This is a genomic window from Mesorhizobium sp. M0626 (genome assembly GCF_040320665.1).
Lineage (GTDB): Bacteria > Pseudomonadota > Alphaproteobacteria > Rhizobiales > Rhizobiaceae > Mesorhizobium.
In genome coordinates, this window is the sequence record NZ_JAMYQD010000019.1 from 65,440 (window position 1) to 89,636 (window position 24,197).

The 24,197-nt window shown below is 62.5% G+C and carries 22 protein-coding genes and 1 tRNA gene; 13 read left to right on the forward strand and 10 right to left on the reverse strand.

Annotation, left to right across the window (positions count from 1 at the left end):
* The first annotated feature begins 59 nt into the window (after positions 1–59).
* The 7 genes from NKI37_RS24130 to NKI37_RS24160 all read left to right on the forward strand — a co-directional run bounded on the left by NKI37_RS24130 (position 60) and on the right by NKI37_RS24160 (position 5,414).
* Positions 60–1,214, forward strand: coding sequence for a dihydrodipicolinate synthase family protein (locus NKI37_RS24130; protein WP_352788523.1), 1,155 nt, complete (start codon positions 60–62; stop codon positions 1,212–1,214).
* 104 nt (positions 1,215–1,318) lie between these two features.
* The gene (gene gmd / locus NKI37_RS24135) at positions 1,319–2,389 is read left to right on the forward strand and encodes a GDP-mannose 4,6-dehydratase (RefSeq protein WP_023701025.1); all 1,071 of its coding nucleotides are present in this window, start codon (positions 1,319–1,321) and stop codon (positions 2,387–2,389) included.
* A 9-nt stretch (positions 2,390–2,398) separates the two neighbouring features.
* Positions 2,399–3,367, forward strand: a complete 969-nt coding sequence (gene fcl / locus NKI37_RS24140; RefSeq protein WP_023686426.1) for a GDP-L-fucose synthase — start codon at positions 2,399–2,401, stop codon at positions 3,365–3,367.
* Positions 3,368–3,448: 81 nt separating this feature from the next.
* A complete protein-coding gene (locus NKI37_RS24145; protein ID WP_023686425.1) occupies positions 3,449–3,655 on the forward strand; it encodes a hypothetical protein in 207 nt (68 codons plus the stop codon).
* A 407-nt stretch (positions 3,656–4,062) separates the two neighbouring features.
* Positions 4,063–4,527 (forward strand): Hsp20 family protein, encoded by a 465-nt coding sequence (locus NKI37_RS24150; RefSeq protein ID WP_023671192.1) that lies wholly within the window; start codon positions 4,063–4,065, stop codon positions 4,525–4,527.
* Between the two features lie 64 nt (positions 4,528–4,591).
* Positions 4,592–5,014, forward strand: a complete 423-nt coding sequence (locus NKI37_RS24155) for a DUF982 domain-containing protein (protein ID WP_306413578.1) — start codon at positions 4,592–4,594, stop codon at positions 5,012–5,014.
* 112 nt (positions 5,015–5,126) lie between these two features.
* A complete protein-coding gene (locus tag NKI37_RS24160) occupies positions 5,127–5,414 on the forward strand; it encodes a DUF982 domain-containing protein (RefSeq protein ID WP_245260022.1) in 288 nt (95 codons plus the stop codon).
* A gap of 207 nt (positions 5,415–5,621) precedes the next feature.
* Here the strand turns inward: NKI37_RS24160 and NKI37_RS24165 are convergent.
* Both NKI37_RS24165 and cpdR read right to left on the reverse strand, forming a co-directional pair.
* Positions 5,622–5,696, reverse strand: a tRNA-Val gene (locus tag NKI37_RS24165).
* Positions 5,697–5,810: 114 nt separating this feature from the next.
* The gene (gene cpdR / locus NKI37_RS24170; RefSeq protein ID WP_023671195.1) at positions 5,811–6,173 is read right to left on the reverse strand and encodes a cell cycle two-component system response regulator CpdR; all 363 of its coding nucleotides are present in this window, start codon (positions 6,171–6,173) and stop codon (positions 5,811–5,813) included.
* 164 nt (positions 6,174–6,337) lie between these two features.
* On the opposite strand from cpdR, the gene NKI37_RS24175 reads away from it, so the two are divergent.
* Positions 6,338–7,279, forward strand: a complete 942-nt coding sequence (locus tag NKI37_RS24175) for an N-formylglutamate amidohydrolase (RefSeq protein WP_023683232.1) — start codon at positions 6,338–6,340, stop codon at positions 7,277–7,279.
* 337 nt (positions 7,280–7,616) lie between these two features.
* Positions 7,617–8,390 carry a histidinol-phosphatase gene (gene hisN / locus NKI37_RS24180; RefSeq protein ID WP_023683233.1) on the forward strand — a complete coding sequence of 258 codons (774 nt, stop codon included), beginning with the start codon at positions 7,617–7,619 and terminating at the stop codon, positions 8,388–8,390.
* A gap of 12 nt (positions 8,391–8,402) precedes the next feature.
* Here hisN and NKI37_RS24185 read toward each other — a convergent pair whose 3' ends face one another.
* From NKI37_RS24185 to NKI37_RS24200, 4 genes are all read right to left on the reverse strand, one after another.
* On the reverse strand, positions 8,403–9,233 hold the full coding sequence (locus tag NKI37_RS24185) for a helix-turn-helix domain-containing protein (RefSeq protein ID WP_023683234.1): 831 nt from the start codon (positions 9,231–9,233) through the stop codon (positions 8,403–8,405).
* A gap of 125 nt (positions 9,234–9,358) precedes the next feature.
* On the reverse strand, positions 9,359–9,598 hold the full coding sequence (locus tag NKI37_RS24190) for a DUF1127 domain-containing protein (RefSeq protein WP_023683235.1): 240 nt from the start codon (positions 9,596–9,598) through the stop codon (positions 9,359–9,361).
* Between the two features lie 3 nt (positions 9,599–9,601).
* A complete protein-coding gene (locus NKI37_RS24195) occupies positions 9,602–9,772 on the reverse strand; it encodes a hypothetical protein (protein ID WP_023683236.1) in 171 nt (56 codons plus the stop codon).
* 164 nt (positions 9,773–9,936) lie between these two features.
* A complete protein-coding gene (locus NKI37_RS24200; RefSeq protein ID WP_023683237.1) occupies positions 9,937–10,896 on the reverse strand; it encodes an alpha/beta fold hydrolase in 960 nt (319 codons plus the stop codon).
* A 458-nt stretch (positions 10,897–11,354) separates the two neighbouring features.
* Here NKI37_RS24200 and NKI37_RS24205 point away from each other — a divergent pair, with 458 nt between their 5' ends.
* Together NKI37_RS24205 and NKI37_RS24210 are read left to right on the forward strand one after the other, a co-directional pair.
* A complete protein-coding gene (locus NKI37_RS24205) occupies positions 11,355–11,822 on the forward strand; it encodes an Hsp20 family protein (protein WP_023671202.1) in 468 nt (155 codons plus the stop codon).
* Between the two features lie 157 nt (positions 11,823–11,979).
* On the forward strand, positions 11,980–12,744 hold the full coding sequence (locus NKI37_RS24210) for a sulfite exporter TauE/SafE family protein (RefSeq protein WP_023695702.1): 765 nt from the start codon (positions 11,980–11,982) through the stop codon (positions 12,742–12,744).
* On the opposite strand, the gene NKI37_RS24215 is transcribed toward NKI37_RS24210, so the two are convergent.
* Together NKI37_RS24215 and NKI37_RS24220 are read right to left on the reverse strand one after the other, a co-directional pair.
* Positions 12,741–13,637 carry an MBL fold metallo-hydrolase gene (locus NKI37_RS24215; RefSeq protein WP_352794578.1) on the reverse strand — a complete coding sequence of 299 codons (897 nt, stop codon included), beginning with the start codon at positions 13,635–13,637 and terminating at the stop codon, positions 12,741–12,743. The two genes, NKI37_RS24210 and NKI37_RS24215, sit on opposite strands and share 4 nt — an antisense overlap.
* Positions 13,638–13,655: 18 nt before the next feature.
* Positions 13,656–14,705, reverse strand: a complete 1,050-nt coding sequence (locus tag NKI37_RS24220) for a threonine aldolase family protein (RefSeq protein WP_023823287.1) — start codon at positions 14,703–14,705, stop codon at positions 13,656–13,658.
* A 508-nt stretch (positions 14,706–15,213) separates the two neighbouring features.
* Between NKI37_RS24220 and gltB the strand changes: the two genes are divergently transcribed.
* The gene (gene gltB, locus NKI37_RS24225) at positions 15,214–19,965 is read left to right on the forward strand and encodes a glutamate synthase large subunit (protein WP_352788532.1); all 4,752 of its coding nucleotides are present in this window, start codon (positions 15,214–15,216) and stop codon (positions 19,963–19,965) included.
* 140 nt (positions 19,966–20,105) lie between these two features.
* Positions 20,106–21,560 (forward strand): glutamate synthase subunit beta, encoded by a 1,455-nt coding sequence (locus tag NKI37_RS24230; protein WP_352788535.1) that lies wholly within the window; start codon positions 20,106–20,108, stop codon positions 21,558–21,560.
* Here NKI37_RS24230 and NKI37_RS24235 read toward each other — a convergent pair.
* Together NKI37_RS24235 and NKI37_RS24240 are read right to left on the reverse strand one after the other, a co-directional pair.
* Entirely contained in the window at positions 21,557–22,762 is a 1,206-nt protein-coding gene (locus tag NKI37_RS24235) for an SGNH/GDSL hydrolase family protein (protein ID WP_023691764.1), read from the reverse strand. The genes NKI37_RS24230 and NKI37_RS24235 overlap by 4 nt on opposite strands.
* A gap of 104 nt (positions 22,763–22,866) precedes the next feature.
* Positions 22,867–24,090, reverse strand: coding sequence for a lytic murein transglycosylase (locus NKI37_RS24240; RefSeq protein WP_023691763.1), 1,224 nt, complete (start codon positions 24,088–24,090; stop codon positions 22,867–22,869).
* Between the last annotated feature and the right edge of the window lie 107 nt (positions 24,091–24,197).

Genomic DNA, 24,197 nt, shown 5'->3' on the forward strand with positions numbered 1-24,197 from the left:
TAAAGGTTCTTGATTTATTGGAACGTTCCATTTATAGGATGCCGAAAACGGAGGTTGCCATGGATATCACCCTGCCTACGCAGAATGGCGACCGCGTCAGCTACAAGCTCGCGGGCAGTCCGGTCGAGCCCGTAATCGGTGCGGTTTTCCCGCGCATCGCCTATGCCGCGGCCCACGTCGTCGCCGATCCTTTCGCGATGACCGACCCCTGGTCGAAGCCTGCGGTCGATTGGGACAAGACGATGGCGTTTCGGCATCATTTGTGGCGGCTTGGCTTCCGCATCGCCGAGGCGATGGACACCTCCCAGCGCGGCATGGGTTTCGACTGGGCGAATGCGCAGGAATTGATCCGCCGCTCGATCGCCGAGGCGCGCAGCGTCGAAGGCGCAGACCTCTCCTCGGGCGCCGGCACCGATCATCTGGCGCCGGCCAATTCGAGATCACTCGAAGATGTGATCGCCGCCTATGAGGAGCAGTTCGCTTTCATTGAAGGCGAGGGCGGCAAGGCGATCATGATGGCCAGCCGGGCGCTGGCAGCGGTCGCAAAGGGTCCGGACGACTATATCAGGGTCTACGATCGCATCCTCAGCCAGGCATCCGGCAAGGTCATCCTGCACTGGCTGGGCGACATGTTCGATCCTGCACTGAAAGGTTATTGGGGCAGCGGCAATTTCGAGGCCGCGCTCGACACCGTCGTCGCCATCATCGAGCGCCATGCCGGCAAGGTCGAGGGGATAAAGATTTCCCTGCTCGATGCCGGCAAGGAAGTTGCCTTGCGCAACCGGTTGCCGGAAGGCGTCGTCATGTTCACCGGCGACGATTTCAACTATCCCGAACTGATTGCCGGCGACGGGAAGCGGCACTCGCACGCCTTGCTCGGCATATTCGGCGCCATCGCGCCAGTCGCCAGTGCGGCGCTCGCGAAACTGGCTGACGGCGACCGCGCCGGATTTGACGCGCTGATGGCGCCGACAGTGCCGTTGTCGCGCAAGATCTTCGAGGCGCCGACGGAGTATTACAAGGCCGGCATCGTCTTCATGGCCTGGCTCAACGGCCATCAGGACCATTTCGCCATGGTCGGCGGCATGCAGTCGGCGCGCGGCATCCTGCATTATGCCGACATCTTCCGCCTTGCCGACCAGGCAGGGTTGCTCGCCGATCCCGAGCTTGCGCTGGCCAGGATGAAGCATTTCTGCGCGGTTGCAGGTGCCTGAGAACGACACAATCGCTGGCTGAAACCTGTCCCCCGTATGGGGGATTTGCGTTCTCGCGCCAAATCTGTATTCGGTTGCCGGGATTGGATGCGGACGGAGCGGCAATGACGGAAAAAGTGGCGCTCATCACCGGGGTTACCGGGCAGGACGGGGCCTATCTCGCAGAATTGCTTCTGCAGAAGGGCTATATTGTCCATGGCGTCAAACGCCGCTCGTCCTCGTTCAACACCGAGCGCGTTGACGACATCTATGTCGATCCGCACGAGCGCGGTGCGCGTTTCTTCCTGCATTATGGCGACCTGACCGACGCGACCAACCTTATTCGCCTGGTGCAGGAGACACAGCCCGGCGAGATCTACAATCTCGGCGCCCAGAGTCATGTCCAGGTGAGTTTCGAGACGCCGGAATACACCGGCAATGCCGATGCGCTGGGAACACTCAGGCTGCTCGAGGCGATCCGCATCCTGCGCCTGGAGAAGTCGGTGCGCTTCTATCAGGCATCGACGTCGGAGCTTTACGGCAAGGCGCGCGAGGTCCCGCAAAGCGAGGCGACGCCCTTCCATCCGCGCTCGCCCTATGCCGCGGCCAAGCTTTACGCCTACTGGATCACGGTCAACTACCGCGAGGCTTACGGCATGTTCGCCGCCAACGGCATCCTGTTCAACCACGAAAGCCCGACACGCGGCGAGACCTTCGTCACCCGCAAGATTACGCGGGCCGTCGCCTCGATCCATCATGGCCTGCAGGACACGCTCTATCTCGGCAATCTCGACGCCAAGCGTGATTGGGGCCATGCGCGCGACTATGTGGAGGGCATGTGGCGCATTCTGCAGCACAGTGAAGCCGACGATTTCGTGCTGGCGACCGGTGAGGCGCATTCGGTGCGCGAATTCGTCGAACTGGCTTTTGCCGAGACCGGACGCACCATCCGCTGGCAAGGCGAGGGTGTCGATGAAGTCGGTGTCGATGCCGGTTCGGGCACTGTCCTGGTGCGCATCGATCCGCGCTATTTCCGGCCGACCGAGGTCGACCTGCTGCTCGGCGACCCCGCCAAGGCCAAAGCCAGGCTGGGGTGGTCGCACACTACCGGCTTCAGGGATCTGGTGGCGGAAATGGTGCAGGCCGATCTGGCGCGCACCGCCGGCGGCACGCGGCAGAACAGCCGTTCTGCGTGAGGCAGGTTCATGGACGCGACATTTGATCTGAAAGGCAAGCGTGTCTTCGTCGCCGGGCATCGCGGCATGGTCGGTTCGGCCGTCGTGCGCCGGCTGGCGAGCGAGGACTGCGAGATACTCACCGTATCGCGCGACGGGCTCGACCTGCTTGACCAGGCAGGGGTGCGGCGCTGGATGGCCGAGCACAGGCCGGATGCGGTGGTGATGGCGGCCGCCAAAGTCGGCGGTATCCTGGCCAATGACCGGTTCCCTGTCGATTTCCTGCAGCAAAACCTGGTTATGCAGGGCAATGTCATTGACGGCGCCTTTCGCAGCGAGGTCGGCAAGCTTTTGTTTCTCGGCTCGTCCTGCATCTATCCAAAGCTCGCGCCGCAGCCGATCAGGGAAGACGCCCTGCTGACCGGTCCGCTCGAACCCACCAATGAATGGTATGCGATCGCCAAGATCGCCGGGCTCAAACTGTGCCAGGCCTATCGGCGCCAGCATGGCGTCGACTACATCTCGGCGATGCCGGCCAACCTTTACGGTCCTGGCGACAATTTCGATCTCCAGTCCAGCCATGTCGTGCCGGCCCTGATGCGAAAGGCGCATGCGCTGGCGCTGAGCGGCGGCAACAGCCTCGAGGTCTGGGGCTCGGGCACGCCACGGCGTGAATTCCTGCATGTCGACGACGCCGCCGATGCCTTGGTCTGGCTGTTGAAGAATTATGCCGGCGACAGCCACGTCAATGTCGGTTCGGGCGAGGATGTCACCATTGCCGAGCTTGCCCAGACCGTCGCATCGGTCGCCGGCGTCGAGGCTGATATCGCCTTCGATACGACCAAGCCAGATGGCACGCCGCGCAAGTTGATGGATGTTTCGCGGCTGTTTGCGACTGGATGGCGCCCGCGCTACGCGCTTCGCGGCGGATTGGAACAGACATATGCGTGGTTTCTCAACCATATTGGGAAGGGTGGTGTCCGCCTCGGCGCGGCCTGATTCCAATTTTCCTTGAACCATTTCGCTGCCGCTGGCGACCAAGCGGTGTGTAGCAAACACGGTCCATCAAGGAGAACGTCAATGTTTATCACTTCAAGAAACGTCTTTCTCGCCGCCATCGCGGTTTCGGTGCTGGCAGGGTGTCAGACGGCACCGCCGAGGGAATGCGAGAAGACCAAGCCCGGTGTCACCTACAACGGCAAATGCTGCGGCATCGGCACACCGTGCCGTGAAGGCAACAACACCCCTCATGACAAGCCCGACAGGCCCGATCCGCGGCCACAGTGATCCGCGAGCCAGAAACGTCCCGGCACGTGCCGGGACGTTTCGTCCCCCGACAGGGTGGATTTACGGATCGGAAGGCCGCTACCCGGTTCCTTGCTGGCCGGCATTTTAATACGAAACGGGACGGCGGGGCAGTAGACGATGCGGTCGCGCAGATCGCGCGAAAACTTCCCGCCGGATCTGTACTTCAAGGGGCTGTTCGACTGTTCGAAGGGAAGGTCCCGGAGAAACTCAGATTTCGCTTTCCGTCGATGCGAAGGATGCTACTAAAAAAAATTCGAGATGCTCTTGAACTCATTTGGGGCGCCTCCTAATTCGATTTCCGCCAAGGCCATAAGGCTCGGCAAAAAATGGCGGCGCCGCACGGGGCGGCGTCCTTGTACCCATGTTGCTTCAAGGAGGATGTGGCTATGAGAACCTTTGATACCCTCTATCGGACCACCGTCGGTTTCGACCGGCTTTTCGACATGCTCGACAGCGGCACGCGTCCGGACTGGCCGCCCTATAACATCGAGAAGGTCGACGAGAACGATTACCGTATCTCGATGGCCATCGCAGGCTTCAGCCAAGATGAGGTTGAGCTGACCCAGCATGGACCCGAACTGGTCGTGGTAGGCCAGAAAGCTGATGATCAGAGCGGACGCCAGCTGCTGCACCAGGGCATTGCCTACCGCAGTTTCAGGCAGACGTTCAAGCTTGCCGACCACATGAAGATCAAGGCAGCCAAACTGGAGAATGGCCTCCTCTCGATCGACATTGTCCGCGAGATTCCCGAAGAGCTGAAGCCGCGCCGCATCAGCATCGGCGTGGGCGACACGCCAACGGCCGCCACTCAGATCACGCAAGACACGGACCGCGCGCGTAAAGCCGCGTAATCCTGTCGATCTGTCACACTTTGAACTGCGGGTCCGCCTCCCGGTTCCGGCCGGGAGGCTGTGATTGCGGAGAAACGAAGATGATCACTGCAGGACCTACTGGCGCGCCTCTGTCGCGCGCCTGCAGTTGGCCTGGACCGCGCAAACCATGAAACTCAATGGTTCGTTCAATTTGGAGGATCATATGAACGATCGGATGTTTGACAGCGCCGTTTTCGTGAAAAGCGGCGACAACCTTGTTCAGGAAATCACGTGTCTCGAGGACGCTCTGGAGTTCCTCTATGAATGGCCGAAGGACAGGCGCGGCCCCATTCACCAAACCGCATTGCGGGCCTGCCAGCGAGCTTTCGATAGCGATTATCCGCTTTCCGCAGCCAGAGACGCGTTCAGCGGTTTTGCGAAAGCAGCCAGAATCCTTGAGGAAGTATCCACGACAATGCCGTGGATGATGGGCAGAGGTGGCGAAGGCGGAGGAGTGACTGCCTAAAGCGCGTCGCGAAACGGATTCATGCGACACGCTTTAAGTCTTTGTTTTGATGCATGTCGTTGTCCCAGAACGGCGGCATACTTCTGGGTGACATGCATTAGGAAAGGAGGTCATGATGCTATCGAAACCTTTTGAAAAGCCAGTCCGGGTGTGGGTGGGATTGGGCTTTCCCCGCCAACTCAACACGGTCGCAGATGCCTATCAATTCGCAGCCGAATGGTGTGGCAACAGCCCGGAGCAGAGAGCTGCTATTCGCGCTTGCAAAGCCGCTCTGATTGGTGATGTGGAACCCGAGACAGCACGAGGCGTCTTCGTCGCGTTCGCTCGCAAGAAGGATATTCTTATGGAGGACGGCATCGAGCCTGCGCCTTCAAGGACGCTAAGCCCGCACCACGTCTAAAGCGCGTCGCGTTTGAACGGACTCAGACGACGCGCTTTAGGTCTTTGTTTTTATGCATGTCGTCGTCTCAAAACCGGGGCCACTTTTGAGCGCCATGCATTAGAATGTCCACAAACACGAGGCGGCTGCCACAAGCGGTGGCCGCCTTACCGGCTAAGTCGTCGAAGGGGTGCGCCAAAAACGGGCTTGGCTAAGTTATTGAAAGGATGGTGGGCGTGACAGGGATTGAACCTGTGACCCCTGCAATGTCAATGCAGTGCTCTCCCGCTGAGCTACACGCCCATCCGAAGCCGCGCATACACCATTTTTGGTCCAGCGCGTCAATAGCCGGAAAGGGAAAGAAAGGCTCGTTTTGTCGCGCCGCCGACGAAGCGGCGAGATCACACTGTGCGTGCTTCAGGCGGCCTGCAGCATTTTTTCGACCTCGTTGACGAGATCGCGCAGGTGGAAGGGCTTGGACAGCACCTTGGCGTCTTTCGGCGCCTTGGAATCGGGGTTGAGCGCGACGGCCGCGAAACCGGTGATGAACATCACCTTCAGGTCGGGATCGATCTCGGTGGCGCGGCGGGCGAGTTCGATGCCGTCCATCTCCGGCATGACGATATCGGTCAGCAGCAGGGAGAAAGGTTCTTCGCGCAGCCGCTCGTAGGCGCTGGCGCCATTGTCAAAATCGCTGACGTGGTAGCCGGCCCGCTCCAGTGCCTTGACCAGGAACCGGCGCATGTCGTCGTCGTCTTCCGCCAGCAGAATGCGTGCCATCTTGTCCCGTCCGAATCACCCCAGCCAAGCCTGCCGTCCGGCAAGCCCGTTAACCATCCTGTATATGAGGAGCTGACGGTAAACATCAAGTGAACGTTGGCGGCATTAATCCTGATTTGACGGGGTTCCTGACATGCCGAAATGCTGGACATGCGGCCGATGAGGTGGCAGTTTCCCATCATGATGCATTGCTGTTTCCGGGTTCGTTCAAATTGACGACGGCAGCCGAAGATTTTTCGGTCGTTCCACCCTTCGAAATCCGATCGGGCGCCGAGCAGCGCGTTCCCTTCGTCTTCAACTCACCGCATAGCGGCCGCTATTATCCAGACCGCTTCCTGGCCATGGCGCGGCTCGACCGGAACGCCATCCGCCGCTCCGAGGATTGCTATGTCGACGAGCTGTTCGGCAGCGCGGTGGCGCTGGGCGCGCCGATGCTGGCGGCGAATTTTCCGCGCGCCTATCTCGACGTCAACCGCGAACCCTGGGAACTCGACCCGCGCATGTTCGCCGAGCCGGTGCCGTCCTTCTGCAACATCCGCTCGGCGCGCGTCGCCGGCGGGCTCGGCACCGTGCCCAAGCTGGTGGGCGAGGGGCTCGACATCTATTCCGGCCGTCTGCCGCTGGCGGAGGCCGTCCAGCGCATAGAGGTGGTCTACAAACCCTATCACGAGACGCTGAAGCGGCTTTTGACCAGAACCCATGCCAGGTTCGGCTATGCCGTGCTGATCGACTGCCATTCGATGCCGGCGAGCATCAGGGTGGGCGACAGCGGCCTGCGGCCGGATTTCATCGTCGGCGACCGTTTCGGCATCTCGGCCACGGCGGCCCTGACCGAGACGGCGATCGGCCTGCTCATCGGCATGGGCTACACCGTCGCGCACAACAAACCCTATGCAGGCGGCTTCATCACCGAGCATTACGGCCGGCCGGCGCGCCATCTGCATGCGCTGCAGATCGAGGTCAATCGCGGCCTCTACATGAATGAGCGGACGTTCCAGAAATCGGCCGGCTTCGATGCGCTGGCCGACGATATGGCGCGCTTTTCGGCCGACCTGATGGCGATGCCCGACCACCACTTCGTCGACCTGCCGCTGGCCGCCGAATGACGCCGGAGCGGCGGCTGTTCATGCAATCCCGCGCTGGCCATCCCGCAGCGTAAAAAAAGACCGCATCGTTTGCACGACACGGTCGAAGTCTAGGGAGGAAACGCCCAAGGAGGGCATGGACAGGAAAACCTGTCCGAGAACAAATTTATTGTGCGATGCACAAATGTCAATCGATCCCACGCTTTTTTAATTCACTCTGATGTGAAAATGCGTTTCGATGGTCCCGATGTGTGACATTTCAGCAACGCTGATGTCTCTGATAAATCGATAAACCGGCTTGTTTTGGCGGGAAAGTGCCGGCAGACCGGGTTGGCACTCTGTAATGCGGGAGAATCACGTGGACATCAGCATCGATTTCATGCGCCGGATCGCGCAAGCGGCGGCGGCTGAAACCTTGCCGCGTTTCCGCGCACAGGGCGCCGTGGCCAACAAGGAAAAAGGCAGTTTCGACCCGGTCACCGAGGCCGACCGCGAGGCCGAGCGCGCCATTCGGGCGCTGATCTCGGCTGAGTATCCCGATCACGGTATCCTTGGCGAAGAACATGGCAGCGAAAACATCTCCTCAAGGCATGTCTGGGTGATCGATCCGATCGATGGTACCCGCGCCTTCATCTCAGGCCTGCCGGTGTGGGGAACGCTGGTCGGGTTGACGGTCGACGGTGACGCCGTCGCCGGCATGATGGCGCAGCCGTTCACCGGCGAGCTGTTCTACGCCAACGCTTCCGGCTCCCACTACGAAGGCCCCGGTGGGCCGCGGAAGCTGTCGACCCGCAAGAGGACGAAGCTTGACGAGGCGACCTTGTTCACCACCACGCCGGCGCTTTTCAAGGGCGAGGCGCGCACCCGCTACGACGCGTTCGAGGAACAGATCCAGCTCGCCCGCTACGGCGCCGATTGCTACGCCTTTGCCATGATTGCCTCGGGCAGCGTCGACATCGTCGCCGATCCCGGATTGAAACCCTACGACATCGTGGCGCTGATCCCGATCATCGAAAAGGCCGGCGGCGTCGTCACCACATTCGAGGGCGGTCCGGCGGAAAAGGGCGGCGACATCCTGGCCGCCGCAACGCCGGAGCTTCATGCGGCTGCAATGGCAGCCCTGCGGGGCTGATAGTCGACCCGATCAGCGCGGCTTGATCGAGCGCTGGAATTCCGCCGGCGTTCGCCCGTAGACCTGCCTGAACGCGGAGCTGAAATGGCTGTGGCTGGAGAAGCCGAGGTCCAGGCCGAGCGTGGTCAGATTGTCGTAGCGGCCAAGCAGGTCGAGCGCGCGCGCCAGCCGCAGGCGCAGATGGTAGCGATAGAGCGGCATCGCCTCGACCTGCTGGAAAACCTGCGTGAGATAAACCGGTGATACCCCGACTTCAGCGGCGATCTCGGCCAGCGTCCAGCGCCGCGAAAGATCCGAGGACAGGACGAGCTTGGCGCGATCGACCAGCTTCTGCCGGCCAGCGCTGGCGCCGGCGGCATGCGAGGTGCTCTCGCCGAGGGAGCGCCGCACCAGCGTCAGCGCCAGGGTTTCGGCCTCCAGCGTTTCGGCAATGTTGCGGCTCAGGCTGTAGCGCAGCACCGCCACCAGCGCCTGAGCCCGCGGGTCGATGCGGCGGCGCTGACGACGAAACGCCACGGCGCTGCCCGAGCGCAACTGCTCCTTCGGCGTCAGCTCCTGCAGTTGCGCCTCCTCGACAACGAGATCGAGGCAGGAATCGCCACCCTCGACGGGATGGCTGATCCGGTAGCCTTCGGCGTTGTTGAAGAACAACAACTGGTTGGCTTCGGCGACCGCATCGTTGCGGCCGACATGGCGCACGAAGACGCCGCGATAGGGAAACACAAGATGCGTGGCAGCGGTGCACTCTTCTTCGCTCTTGTGCCGGCATTCGCCGCTGCAGAGGACATCCCTCACCCTGACGGTGCCGGTGTCCAGAAGCGTCTGTACCGTGAACTGCGACATGGTGAGCTGAGACATGGCCGTTGCGTTCTACCCTTGCGCCGAAAGCTGCTCCGGCACATTAGGCGATTGGCTTGTCCAAACCTGTCAGGAGACTTCACCTGTCGGGCCCTTCGTACGGCCATGGCTCAGTCCCACAAACGGCGCATGTATTCGCAGTGAGCTTGGCTGCGCGACAGGCCGATGTCCTTGAGCTGTTCGTCGGTCATTTCGAGCAAGGCAAGGCGGCTTCGGCGCCTTTCCAGTTGACGGCCGATCCAGTTGGCCGCCGCGATGCCTTGTGTCCGCAAGGACCGCCGGAACGTCGCGGTTTGAGTTGTCGGCTGATGTGCGAGGCATTGCGCCGCCGCTGCATGATCGGGGCGCATCGCTCAGGCTTCCCCGTTGCCGGCCACTGATGCGCCGGCCACTGATGCGCCGGCTTCGTTCAGCGCAATCGCGCATTCCTCACAGCAGACCTCGACGGTCTTGCCGCCGACCTTGACGCGGATCGGATTGGCGTCCAGCTGGCAATCGCAGGCAGCGCAGGTTTTCTCGGTCATGACGTCATCTCCTTGGCGTTCGGTTCGACACGGAGAGATGAGCATTCCGGGGCGGCACCGGCTGTCAGAATCTTTAGCTCTTTGTGTGCTGCCGACGCTGCTCCTGACAGAAGGCTGTCAGCAGGCGCAAGCTCAAGGCGCCGCAACATGCAGCGCCGGTGGCATCAGGCTGTGGGGTCGTCGTTGCCGGGTATGAAGGCGTCGAAGGCGGCGAGCAACTGCTCGCGATAGACATCGGCCTCCTGCAGGATCTCGTGTTTCGAGCCATCGATCATCAGCAGCGAGCCGAGGCGCAGACGCCTGGCGTAGGCTTCCACGGCCTTGGTCGAGACGACCTGATCGGCGCCGGCGGCGATCATCAGCAGCGGCACCTGGATCCTGGCCATGAAGTCGGGCTCGCTGATGGCTTCGCCTGCCTTGATTGCCGCCTGCAGCCAGCGGATCGTCGGCCCGCCGAGCGCCAGTTGCGGATAGTGCTCGTAGATTTTCGTGTTGCGCTGATAGCGCCCGGGGTCCGATGTCACCTTGTTGAGGGCGAAGGGCAGGGTTTCCCTGGGACGCGGACCCCAGGCGGCGTAGAGCCGACCGAAGCCGAGAAAGCACAATACCGAGCAGACGCGGCGCGCCATTTTTGCCGACACGGGCGAGTCGGGCACCGTCAGGAAAGGCGCAATCAGCACCATTCGACGCACCCGGTTGACCATCGACGGCGCCGCGAGCAGCGCGATCACGGCGCCCATCGAATGGGCGAGGATGTAATACGGGCCGCGGCAGTCGGGCAGCACGATGTCCTCGAAGAACTGTTCGAGGTCGCCGGTGTAATCGTAGAAGGAGCGGACATAGCCGCGTTGCGGGTCGGCGATCAGCCGGTCGGAATCGCCCTGGCCGCGCCAGTCGAGCGTGGCGACGCCGAGGCCGCGGTCGGTCAGGTTGCGGATGGTTTCGAAATACTTCTCGATGCACTCGTTGCGGCCGGGCAGCAGCACGACGGTGCCTTTCAGCGGCCGGGTGACCGCGGCAAACAGGCCGTAGCGGATCTTCTTGCCGTCGCGCGTGGTGAAAAAGCCGCCGGCGACATTTTGCGGCGGCGGATTGCCTGGCGTGGGATGGAAGAGATCCGTCATTAGGCGCTTGCGTCTTCGTGGTGTCTCACCCGGCAGGGCGTCGGCATGGTGATAGACGCCAATGGATGAAAAGCAAAGGGAGGACGCCAAGGGGGCGGACGAACGACAAGCAAGGCCGGAAGCAGCCTGCGGCGGCGTGCTTCCGGCCTCTGTCGATCCGGGAGGAAGGGACGTTACACCCGGTCGGCCTCGTCGCGGCGCTTTCATCCGGCGCCGCCTGGTTCTTTATCCTGGGGGCACTCTAGCGCCGGCCGGCTGAACGGGCGCCGAAGCAGCGGTTCATCTGCCGTTCATCGACGCCTCGATTGGCGCTCTTCAAAAATCCTTGAAATGCGCTTTTGCGCTCCCCAAATGTCGGATGCAGCCGCCGATGTCGGGGCTGCTGGTCCACCCGAAACGCCTTTCCAGGGTTTCGCACCGGCCACACGCAAACATGTTGCTCAACAGGAGAACACCTCATGCGTCACGTTGATTTTTCCCCGCTCTATCGCTCGACCGTCGGCTTCGACCGCCTGTTCACCATGCTCGACTCGCTGGCCCAGCCCGATGGCGCGCAGACCTATCCGCCCTACAACATCGAGCGCACCGGCGAGGACGCCTATCGCATCTCGATGGCGGTTGCCGGCTTCTCGGACGAAGAGATTTCGATCGAAGCCCACCGCAACGTGCTGACCGTCAAGGGTGAGCGCAAGGAAGAGGGCAATGGCGAAGGCTCCGAGCTGCTCTACCGCGGCATTGCCTCGCGTTCGTTCGAGCGCCGCTTCCAGCTTGCCGACCATGTCGAGGTCGTCGGCGCCACCCTGAAGAACGGCCTGCTTTTCGTCGACCTTAAGCGCAACATCCCCGAGGAGCTGAAGCCGCGCAAGATCGCGATTACCGCCTCTTCGGCCAACGCCAAGCAGATCGAGGCCAAGAACGCCGCGTGATCAAGACGGCGGCGTCACAACGCCCAAGGTTGAAAGCGTCTCCTCCCGAGACGAAAGCGGCGCCGCGAGGCGCCGCTTTTTTTCGCCGCAGCCTCTGTCACCCCAACCGAAGAGTTCTGGCTCTTTTGCGGCGGGCGCCGTCTTCCCATGAAGGGCGATGTCTGATCTTTCGGCTGATTTTTCCCTGGCCCTAACGGCAACCATTGCGGTGACCTTCCTGCTGGCCGGCATCGTCAAGGGCGTTACCGGTATGGGACTGCCGACGTTGGCGATGGGGCTGCTGGGCACAATCATGCCGCCGGTCGCCGCGGCTTCGCTGCTGATCGTGCCGTCCTTCGTCACCAATATCTGGCAGCTGTTTGCCGGCCCGAGCTTCGGATGGATCCTCAGGCGGCTGTGGCTGATGATGGTCGGCATCGTCGCCGGCACGCTGGCCGGCTCATGGCTGCTGGCCAGCGACAATGTCAAATGGACGACGGCCGGCCTCGGGGCGGCGCTGATCGTCTATGCCGTCTATACGCTGCTGGCGCGGCAGTTGACGGTTCCCGCGTCAGCCGAGCGCTGGTCGTCGCCCATCGTCGGTTTCCTTACCGGCATCGTCACCGGCGGCACCGGCGTGTTCGTCGTGCCCGCTGTACCTTACATTCAGGCGCTGGGCTTGAGCCGTGGCGATCTGATCCAGGCGCTCGGCCTGTCCTTCACCGTGTCGACGATCGCGCTCGCTGCCGGCCTTGCCTCGCACGGCGCGTTCCAGGTCGGGCATGTCGCCATGTCGTCGCTGGCGGTTGCGCCGGCCTTGCTCGGCATGTGGCTCGGACAGTTGCTCCGGCAGCGGATCAGCCCGGCGACCTTCCGGCGCTGGTTTCTTGTTTTCCTGATCTTGCTTGGCCTCGAGCTTTTGGCGCGGCCTTTCCTTGCTTAGCGATCGGTGCCGGTTGCGAGAACGGCCTCGACGTTTTGCCGGTGGACGGGCTCGTACAGCGCGAAGTACTCGACCGCGCCCGTGGCGAATATGTCGGCGCCGCAGGTTTTCAGATCCTGCTTCGCAAGATCAGGCTCACGCCGGCAGCGAAGCAGTTTTTGAACGTAGGCTTGCGTCGCGGCGATGAGGCCTTTGTCGTAGCCGCCTCGCTCAATCGCTTCGAGCGAGCCGTGATTGGGCAAGATGCGGTCTATCGACCAGCCGGCCATGCGTTCGAGATCGACCAGATGTTGCGCCAGCCGATCCGCCTCGCTGACATAGGTGATCGGATCCTCGAGCGTGTCGCCCGCCAGGAGCAGGCCGGTTTCGGGCATGAACAGCACCGTGCCGTCATGGCTGTGGATTTCGACCTGACGCAGTTCGACGGCGATCGATCCAACGGCGAGGTCAAGACTGCCTGCGAAGGTCCTGTTCGGCAGCACGAGAGGCTTGATCGGTGGAACACCGCTTTCGATCTCAGCCCGGTTGTTCGCGAGCGCCGAGGCGGTGAGCGTGTTGGCGATAATCTCGCAATCCTGAAACACCTCATTGCCGGCAATATGATCGTCATGCCAGTGGCTGAGCACGAGCCGGATCGATGTTGCGCCCATGGCTTCGAGCGTCTGCCTGATGAAGCGCGCGTGAGGCAGCGAAATATGCGTGTCGTAGACAAGCGCCTGCGAACCATCGACGATCTCATAGGTGCAGATGCCGAGGGCATAGGCGCCGTCGTCCAGCCAGTTCGGCTCGTCCGACCAGGCGCGAACGCCGTCAACGCGGCCATCGTAGAAGCCGAGCACGTTTGGCGCCGGGCGAACCAGCCGCATGGTTGAGCCGAGAGGTGGCTTTGTCATTGGCGCGGTCTCGCGGGTTCAGGCGATCATCTGGCCGAAGCGATCGACCTCATCTGAAGTCGTGGCAAAGCTCGTGACGAAGCGATAGAGCAACTCGTCGTCGCCGACATGGCCGTCGAAGCCGCGCGGCCTGTGCCAGTCGTAAAAGGCGGCGCCGACGGATTGCAGCCTTTCGGCTTCCGCCTTTTTCATCACCGCGAACACCTCGTTGGCCTGCGGCAACCAGGCGAGCTTAGCCGTTGCCGAATCCTCGATCGCAGCCGCCAGGCGCGCGGCCATGGCATTGGCATGACGGGCCATGTCCAGCCACAGGCCGTCCGTGAAGTAGGCGTCGAACTGCGCTGCGATGAAGCGCGACTTGGAGAACAGCTGTGCGGCGCGCTTGCGCAGGAAGGACAGCTCCTTGGCGCGGTCTAGATCGAACAGCACCACCGCTTCGGCGCACCAGCAGCCGTTCTTGGTGCCGCCGAACGAGACGATATCGACGCCGCGCTTCCAGGTCATTTCGGCCGGCGTCGTCTCAAGCGCGACCAATGCGTTGGCAAAACGGGCGCCGTCCATATGCAGCGGCAGGGAAAAGCGTTTGGCGATCTCCGAAATGGTGGAAATGTCGTCGAGCCCGTACACTGTGCCGACTTCGGTCGATTGGGTGATCGAGACGGCCGTCGGGCGTCCCCAATGGACGATTTCGGGTGCGAAACGGGCGACGGCGCGTTCAAGATTGTGCGGATCGATCTTGCCCAGGGCGCCGTCGACAGCATGGAGACGCGAGCCGCCGCTGAAATATTCCGGCGCGCCGCATTCGTCCTCGATGATGTGCGATTCGCGGTGCGCAAAGGAAATGCCGCCGGGCTTGTTGTAAGCGGCCAGGGACAGCGAGTTGGCCGCCGTGCCGGTAGCGACGAAGAACACCGCGACCTCGCGTTCGAAGATCTCGCTGAAACGCTGGTAGACGGCCCGGTCGAGATCGCCATCGCTATAGGCGGTCGAAAAGCCGCCAGCATTGGCTGACAGCCCGGCGGCAATGTTGGAATGGACGCCCGCCCAGTTGTCGGATGCAAAGAACATCAGGAAAGTCCCTGTCTGGTTGAGAAAGTCTGGTTGCGACAAGAGCGCGACCATGGCCGTTTCGGGGTTTGACGCGCAAGGGCCAAGGGCTGAAAAAGCGGTAAAGCCAAAGGCGATCACGAAGGAGTGCCGGGACCGAAATTTCGTTTCGACGTCGCCTGACGTAATTTTCAGTCGCCAAACATCCAAGAATTTGGTGAATCGGTCTTGTGTGCGCCCAGGATTTCTGCCATAAAAATTTAGGACAGTAGTGCTGTCTTATTTTGTCGCACAAGTCAGGCTGGATTGGCGTATATTTGGGCCACTCCGGCCGTTGCCGCGAGCGACGGGTAGACGGCTCGGCTGTGGCCTGTACGATACCGGATACGAACCGGCGGTGCACCGCACGGTCCGCCAAGGATTTCGAAAAGACGTGCCGCAAGAATGAGAGCGGAAGCCAGTCGCTTCCCAAGGTAGACCAGCGCCCCAAATGCTAGACGTGCAAGGGGCCGGAACGGAGGACAGGACGATGACGGAACTGACGCCATCTGCGATTATCGGCCAGGCCGCGCAGACGAAAGCGGCAGCCGTTAAAAATATCGTTCTGACCAAAGAAGGCCAGACCACCAACGGCCTGACCACCAATGGCATGGCCGCGCAGGGTCTCTATGATCCGCGCAACGAGCATGACGCGTGTGGCGTCGGCTTCATCGTCAACATGAAGAACGTGAAGTCGCACCAGATCGTCAAGGACGGGCTCTTCGTGCTCGAAAACCTGACGCATCGCGGCGCTGTCGGCGCCGATCCGCTGATGGGCGACGGCGCCGGCGTGCTGGTGCAGGTTCCCGATCATTTCTTCCGCGAAGAGATGGCGGCCCAGGGCGTCGAACTGCCGGCGGCAGGCCAATACGGCGTCGGCCACTGGTTCATGCCGCAGGATGCGGCACTGCGCGCCCATATCGAAGAGATCATCGCCGAGTCGGCGCAGTCAGAAGGGCTGCCGCTGCTCGGCTTTCGCGACGTGCCGGTCGACAATTCATCGCTGTCGAAGGCGCCCGATATTGCGGCCTCCGAACCGTTCCATCGCCAGGTCTTCATCGGCCGCACATCGGACATTCCAGATGACGAGGAATACGAGGCCAGGCTGTACCTGCTGCGCAAGGTGATTTCCGGCCGCATCTACGCCGAGAACAACAACAAGGATATCGGCGCCTACTGTGTGTCGCTATCGGCGCGCACCATTGTCTACAAGGGCATGTTCCTGGCCTACCAGGTCGGCGCCTATTACAAGGATTTGTCGGATCCGCGTTTCGAGACCGCGCTGATCCTCGTCCACCAGCGCTTCTCGACCAACACCTTCCCGTCATGGAAGCTCGCGCACCCCTACCGCATGGTCGCGCATAATGGCGAGATCAACACGGTGCGCGGCAACAACAACTGGATGGCGGCGCGCCAGGCCTCGGTCGATTCCGAACTGTTCGGCAACAACATCTCCAAGCTGTGGCCGATCTCCTATGACGGCCAGTCCGACACGGCGTGCTTCGACAATGCGCTCGAATTCCTGTTCCAGGGCGGCTACAGCCTCAGCCACGCCATGATGATGCTGATCCCGGAAGCCTGGGCCGGCAACAAGCTGATGGATGCCGATCGCAAGGCTTTCTACGAATACCATGCAGCGCTTATGGAGCCGTGGGACGGGCCGGCCGCGGTCGCCTTCACCGACGGCCGCCAGATCGGCGCCACGCTCGACCGCAACGGGCTGCGGCCGGCGCGCTACATCGTCACCGACGACGACCGCGTCATCATGGCGTCAGAGGCCGGCGTGCTGCCGGTGCCGGAGGAGAGGATCGTCAAGAAGTGGCGGCTGCAGCCCGGCCGCATGCTTCTGATCGACCTCGCCAAGGGCCGCATCATTTCCGACGAGGAGATCAAGTCGGAGATCGCCACCAGGCATCCCTACAAGACCTGGCTCAACAACACGCAGCTGATCCTCGAGGATCTGAAGCCGGTCGAGCCGCGCGCGCTGCGCAAGGATGTCAGCCTGCTCGATCGCCAGCAGGCTTTCGGCTACACGCAGGAAGACACCAAGCTGTTGATGTCGCCGATGGCGACCACCGGCCAGGAAGCGGTGGGTTCGATGGGCACGGACACGCCGATCTCGGCGATGTCGGACAAGTCGAAGCTGCTCTACACCTACTTCAAACAGAATTTTGCCCAGGTCACCAACCCGCCGATCGACCCGATCCGCGAGGAACTGGTGATGAGCCTTGTCTCGTTCATCGGGCCGCGGCCGAACATCTTCGACCTGGTCGGCAATTCGCGCCGCAAGCGGCTCGAAGTGCGCCAGCCGATCCTGACCAATGGCGATCTGGAAAAGATCCGCTCGATCGGCCACACCGAGGACCGTTTCGACACCAAGACCATCGACATCACCTACGGGTCGAGCGAGGGCGCGGCCGGCATGCAGGGCGCCGTCGAGCGTCTGTGCGAGCGGGCGGAAGCCGCTGTCGCCGGCGGCTACAACATCATCATCCTGTCCGACCGCCAGGTCGGTCCCGACCGTATCGCCATTCCGGCACTGCTGGCGACGGCTGCCGTGCACCACCATCTGATCCGCAAGGGTCTGCGCACCGCGGTCGGCCTGGTCGTGGAATCCGGCGAGCCGCGCGAAGTGCATCATTTCTGCTGTCTCGCCGGCTACGGCGCCGAGGCGATCAACCCCTACCTTGCCTTCGATACGCTGCTCGACATGCACAAGCGTGGCGAACTGCCGGCTGAGGTTGACGCCTACGAGGTGGTCTCGCGCTACATCAAGTCGATCGGCAAGGGCATCCTCAAGGTGATGTCGAAGATGGGCATCTCCACCTACCAGTCCTATTGCGGCGCGCAGATATTCGACGCCATCGGGCTGAAGTCGGATTTCGTCGAGAAGTACTTCACCGGCACAGCGACGCTGATCGAAGGTGTCGGTCTGGACGAGGTCGCGGCCGAGACGCTCAGCCGCCACACCGACGGTTTCGGCAACGATCCGGTGCTGCGCAACAGCCTCGAGGTCGGCGGCGAGTACATGTACCGCATGCGCGGCGAAGCCCATATGTGGTCGCCCGACGCCGTCGCCACCTTGCAGCACGCCGTGCGCCAGGGCTCGTGGGAGACGTTCAAGGAGTATTCCGCGCAGATCGACAGCGAGACGGCCCGTGCCCAGACCATACGCGGCCTGTTCAGGATCAAGCTTGCGGAAGAGACCGGCCGCAAGAAGGTGGCGATAGAGGACGTGATGTCGGCGGCCGATATCGTCAAGCGCTTCTCGACAGGGGCGATGTCGTTCGGCTCGATCTCGCGCGAGGCACACACGACGCTGGCGCGCGCCATGAACCAGATCGGCGGCAAGTCGAACACCGGCGAGGGCGGCGAAGAGGCCGACCGCTATCTGCCGCTGCCGGGCGGCGGCAAGAACCCCGAACGTTCGGCGATCAAGCAGGTCGCCTCGGGGCGGTTTGGCGTCACCGCCGAGTATCTCGTCAATTCCGATGTCATGCAGATCAAGGTCGCGCAGGGCGCCAAGCCCGGTGAGGGCGGCCAGCTGCCCGGCCACAAGGTCGACGCCACCATCGCCAAGGTCCGGCACTCGACGCCTGGCGTCGGCCTGATCTCGCCGCCGCCGCATCACGACATCTATTCGATCGAGGATCTGGCGCAGCTGATTTACGATCTGAAGAACGTCAACCCGGCGGCCGACGTCTCGGTAAAGCTGGTGTCGGAAGTCGGTGTCGGTACGGTTGCGGCGGGCGTCGCCAAGGCGCGCGCCGACCACATCACCATCTCCGGCTATGATGGCGGCACCGGCGCGTCGCCGCTGACCTCGCTCAAGCATGCCGGCAGTCCATGGGAAATGGGCCTTGCCGAGACGCACCAGACGCTGGTACTGAACGGGCTGCGCTCGCGCGTTGCGCTGCAGGTCGATGGTGGCTTGCGCACGGGGCGCGACGTCATCATCGGTGCGCTGCTCGGTGCCGACGAGTTCGGCTTCTCGACCGCGCCGCTGATCGCGGCCGGCTGCATCATGATGCGCAAGTGCCACTTGAACACCTGCCCGGTCGGCGTCGCGACGCAGGACCCGGTTCTGCGCAAGCGTTTCAAGGGCACGCCCGAGCATGTCATCAACTTCTTCTTCTATGTTGCGGAAGAGGTGAGGGGGCTGCTGGCCGAGATGGGCTACACCCATATCGACCAGATCATCGGCGACAGCGACCTGCTGGAAAAGCGCGAGATGATCCAGCATTGGAAGGCGCGCGGGCTCGATTTCGGCAAGATGTTCTTCAAGCCGGACGCGCCGCATGAGGCGGTGCACTGGACCGAACGGCAGAAACACCCGATCGACGATGTACTCGATCGCAAGCTAATCGAACTGGCGAAGCCCGCGCTCGAAAGCAAGCAGCCGGTCAAGATCGAGGTCGACATCCGCAATGTCGATCGCTCCACGGGCGCCATGCTGTCGGGCGAAGTCGCCAAGCGCTTCAGGCACAAGGGCCTGCGCGAGGACACGATCCAGGTGAAGCTGACCGGCACCGCCGGCCAGTCGTTCGGCGCCTTCCTGGCGCGCGGCATCTCGTTCGATCTCGTCGGTGCGGCCAACGACTATGTCGGCAAAGGCCTGTCGGGCGGACGCATCGTCATCCGGCCGCCGGAGGAGTCCAGGATCGTCGCGGCGGAATCGATCATCGTCGGCAACACCGTCCTCTATGGCGCGACCGAGGGCGAGGCCTATTTCGCAGGTGTCGCCGGCGAGCGCTTCGCGGTGCGCAATTCGGGCGTCGCCGCCGTCGTTGAAGGCGTCGGCGATCATGGCTGCGAATACATGACCGGCGGCATCGTCGTCGTCATCGGCCAGACCGGTCGCAACTTCGCTGCCGGCATGTCGGGCGGCGTGGCCTATGTTCTGGATGAGGCCGGCGATTTCGCCGCGCGCTGCAACATGGCGATGGTCGAGTTGGAGCCGGTTCCGGAAGAAGACGATCTGATGGAAAGGCTGCTGCATCATGGCGGTGACCTCGACCACAAGGGTCGCGTCGACGTCTCGGGCGACATGACCACCCATGACGAGGAACGGCTTTACCAGCTTATCTCGAACCACGTCCATTTCACCGGTTCGGTACGCGGCCGCGAGATACTCGACGACTGGACGACCTTCCGGCCGAAATTCCGCAAGATCATGCCGGTCGAATACCGCCGCGCGCTGATCGAGATGGAACGCATGCGCATGGGCGTGGCGGCGGAATAGGTTTTTCGACTTGCCGGGAGGCGCAGGCTTCCCGGCGGAACTTTCAGCGACAGTTTGACCTCGGATGCAAGGTTGCCACGGCTGCCTCAAGGGGTTAACGGGTGCGAAAACCGCACCATCTGGACAGCAGGAACTGGACTATGGGCAAGGTAACAGGCTTTCTCGAAATCGACCGGCAGGTGCACAAGTACCAGCCGGCCTCCGACCGCATCCGGCATTTTCGTGAATTCACGCTGCCGATGTCGGACAAGGAGGTCGAGAAACAGGCGGCGCGCTGCATGGATTGCGGCATCCCGTTCTGCCACGGGCCGACCGGTTGCCCGATCCACAACCAGATCCCGGACTGGAACGACCTCGTCTACAATGGCGACTGGGACAATGCGATCCGCAACCTGCATTCGACCAACAATTTCCCCGAGTTCACCGGCCGCATCTGCCCCGCGCCCTGCGAGGAAGCCTGCACGCTGAACCTCGAGGACATTCCGGTTGCCATCAAGACTGTCGAACAGGCAATCGCCGACAAGGCTTATGAAACCGGCCATATCCGGCCTTATCCGCCAGAGAAGAAGACGGGCAAGCGGGTCGCTGTCATCGGCTCCGGCCCGGCAGGGATGGCGGCGGCGCAGCAGCTTGGCCGCGCCGGCCACGAGGTCAGCGTTTATGAGCGTGAGAGCCGTCCCGGCGGGCTGATGCGCTACGGCATTCCCGACTTCAAGATCGAGAAGCACTATATCGACCGCCGCATCGAGCAGATGCAGGGCGAGGGCGTGACCTTCCATTGCGGCGTCAATGTCGGCGTCGACAAGCCGGTGGCAGAGTTGCTCGCCGGATACGATGCGGTGCTCTATTGCGGCGGTTCGGAATCGCCGCGTCCGGCCAACATTCCGGGCGACGATCTCGGCGGCGTCTATGACGCCATGCCCTATCTGGTGCAGCAGAACCGTCGCGTCGGCGGCGAGCCGATCCAGTCGGTGGCCTGGCCGTCGCATCCGATCATCGCCGGCGGCCAGCATGTCGTCGTCGTCGGCGGCGGCGATACCGCGTCCGACTGCGTCGGCACCGCCTTCCGCCAGGGCGCGGTGCGCGTCACCCAGCTCGACATCCGCCCGCAGCCGCCGGAGAAGGAAGACAAGCTTTCGGTCTGGCCTTACTGGGCGACCAAGATGCGCACCTCGTCCTCACAGGCCGAAGGTGCGGAGCGCGAATTCCAGGTGGCGACGCTCGAATTCATCGGCGAGGACGGCCAACTGACCGGCGTCAAATGCTGCGAAGTCGACGAGAAGCGCAAGCCGACCGCCGGCACCGAATTCGTCATCCGTGCAGACCTCGCCTTCATCGCCATCGGCTTTGCCGGACCGGCTGCCGCCGGCGTCGCGAAAGAGCTGGACGGTGAGATGAAAATCACCACCGACAGCCGCCGTTCCCGCAATGTCGAAGCCAACGATCGCGACTACAAGACCAGCGTCGACAAGCTCTACGCCGCAGGTGATGTGCGCCGCGGCCAGTCGCTGGTTGTGTGGGCGATCCGCGAAGGCCGCCAGGCCGCGCGCTCGATCGATGAAGCGCTGATGGGGTCGACGGTACTCCCCCGTTAACGGTTGATCGCCGTCGTCGTATCCGTCGCGGCAGCGGCCTTGGGCGGCCAGGAGAAGTCGTCGGCGCGGCCGGGCGAGGCCTCGGGCGCCTTGCCTTCGAGGATTAGTTTTTCGCCGGGCAGATCCGGATTGGCTTTCGGCGCCGCCGCCGCACCGAGAAGCTCGGTCCCGCCGTCGAGCGCCGGATCGTTGAGCAGCATTGGAACGGTGCGGTCGACCACGATCGGGGCGGCGGGCAGCGACGGCGCCTCGACCGGGGCGCCGGCCGGCGCGGCAGCCGTCACCACGCTTCCCGGCGCTGCCAGGCCGAGGATCTTGGCCAGCGGCTTTTCGGTGTAGAAGGCGAGCTTTCGCTTGCCGGCTTTCGAGACGTTGATGCCGTCGTCGGAGCGCAGCCGCACGGCCTGGCCGTTAATGTCGGGGCCGGTCGAGACAAAGGCGCCGTTCTCGTCGACGAACCCATCCCAGACATCGACGAATTCGCCGCCGTTCTTCTCGGCTGCCGAGTGGTAGATGTCGTTGAATGCCAGCATGTCGGAGGTCATCTTCGGCGTCTTGAAGGCTGGCATGCCGACCCACAGATAAGGCACCTTGGTCGCCGCCAGTGCCTTTCCCAAGGCTTCGGTCCGGCGTTCGTATTCCTTGGTCCAGTTCTCGGAGCGCGGCTGCTCGCGCACATCGTTGACGCGCATCTGCTGGCGGTCGTTGGAGCCGAGCATGACGACGACCACGGAGGGTTTTTCGGTCTCGACCAGCGATTTGACCTGTTCGGGCCAATTGTAGACATCATCGCGCACGAAACCCGAAGAACCGTTGGCGCGCTCGACGATCCTGACGTTGGCATTGTCGGCAAAGGCTGTTTCGAGGCCCTCGGCCAGGCCGTTGGCCATGAAATCGCCGATCACCAGAACGACGCGGGCATCCGGTGTCTTCTCGACAATCGGAGCGGAAGGTTCAATGGGTGCACGGGGCTTCTTCTTGACCTTCGGCTTTGCCTTGCGGACGTCGAGCGGCGGCTCGATGCGTTCGCTGCGGCGCGGGAACAGAAGGTCGCGCAGCGACCAGCCGCGGTTCTGCGGTTGTTCCTGCGCCAAAGCCGGTGTGTGGAAACTGCCGGCGAGTCCCGTCGCCAGGACAACGATGGCCAGAACGAGGATCGGCAAGCGGAAAACGATCACACGGATACGCGTTGCCGAAACCAAGCACCCTCTCCATCCCTTGGTGCATGGCCCTCGCAGGGGATCATGCACAGACCGATGCTACGGCATCCCTTGCGCGTCACAGATGCGCGCTGCCGTCGCCGGCTCTATTTCTTTCTGAGCCATTTGAGCACTTCCATGCTCGGATACCCGTCCTGGGTCAAGCCGACCGTTGCCTGATAGGTCATGATGGCGGTTTTTGTGCCGTCACCGATCTTGCCGTCGAACTTGCCGTCGTAAAGTCCGTGCTGCGAAAGCCGCTTCTGCAACTCCTGCCTTTCCTCGAAGGACAGTTTGGTGAAAGGCCGCTTCCAGTCCTGCACCAGACCATTAGAGCCGGCGATTTCGTCGGCAAGAAGGCCGACGGCCAGGGCATATTTGTCGGCGTTGTTGTAGGCCTTGATGACGGAGAAGTTCTTGATCATCAGGAAGGCCGGTCCGCCGCGGCCGTCCGGCACTTTCAGCGTCGCCTTGTCGGTTGCGTTCTTGAACGGCTTGCCATTGGCCCTGGCGACGCCGAGCGCCTGCCACTGCGCCAATGTCTTCGAGCCGGCCGGCAGTTTGCCCGCCGGAATGGTGACCTCGTAGCCCCAGGTCTTGCCGCCCTGCCAGCCATTCTTCTTCAGCAGATTGGCTGATGTCGCCAACGCATCGGGGATCGAATTCCAGATGTCGCGCTTGCCGTTGCCGTCCATGTCGACGGCATAATGCTGGTAGCTGGTCGGGATGAACTGGGTCTGGCCCATGGCGCCGGCCCAGGAGCCCATCAGGTGGCTTTCGTCGATGTCGCCGGTCTGCAGGATTTTCAGCGCGGCGACCAATTGGGTGCGGGCGAATTTCGAACGCTTCGGGTCGCCATAGGCGAGGGTTGCCAGCGAGCGGATGACATTGCGCATGATGTCGTCGCGCTTGAGGATCTCGCCATAATTCGATTCCATCGACCAGATGGCGAGCAGGATGTAGCGGTCGACGCCGAACCTCGCCTCGATCCGTTCCAGCCACGGCTTCCATTTTTTGGCCATCTGCTGGCCGACGGCAACGGACTGGTCGTGGACGCGGTTGTCGAAATAGTCCCAGGCAGGTGCGGTGAATTCGGGCTGGGTGCGTGCCTTTTCCAGCACCACCGGGTCGGGCTCATTGATGCCCCGGAACGCTCGGTCGTAGACCCCGCCGGAAACGCCGCCCGCCACGGCCGTGGCGCGGAAGCCGGCGACCCATTGCCGAAAACCGGCATCGGCGAAGGCCGGTCCGGCCGGCATCAGCAAGGCGAGCGAGAGGCTGGCCGCCGTCAGCACGCTGGTAAAGAGTTTTGCGGCACTGCGAACGGACATATTTTCCCCTTTCTCTATCTCAGGAAAGACCATTCATCGCCGAACCGGGTTAGCAATTGGTTTACCATAGGCGGCGCCTGGAACGAAAAGACACCTGGATGCTTTAC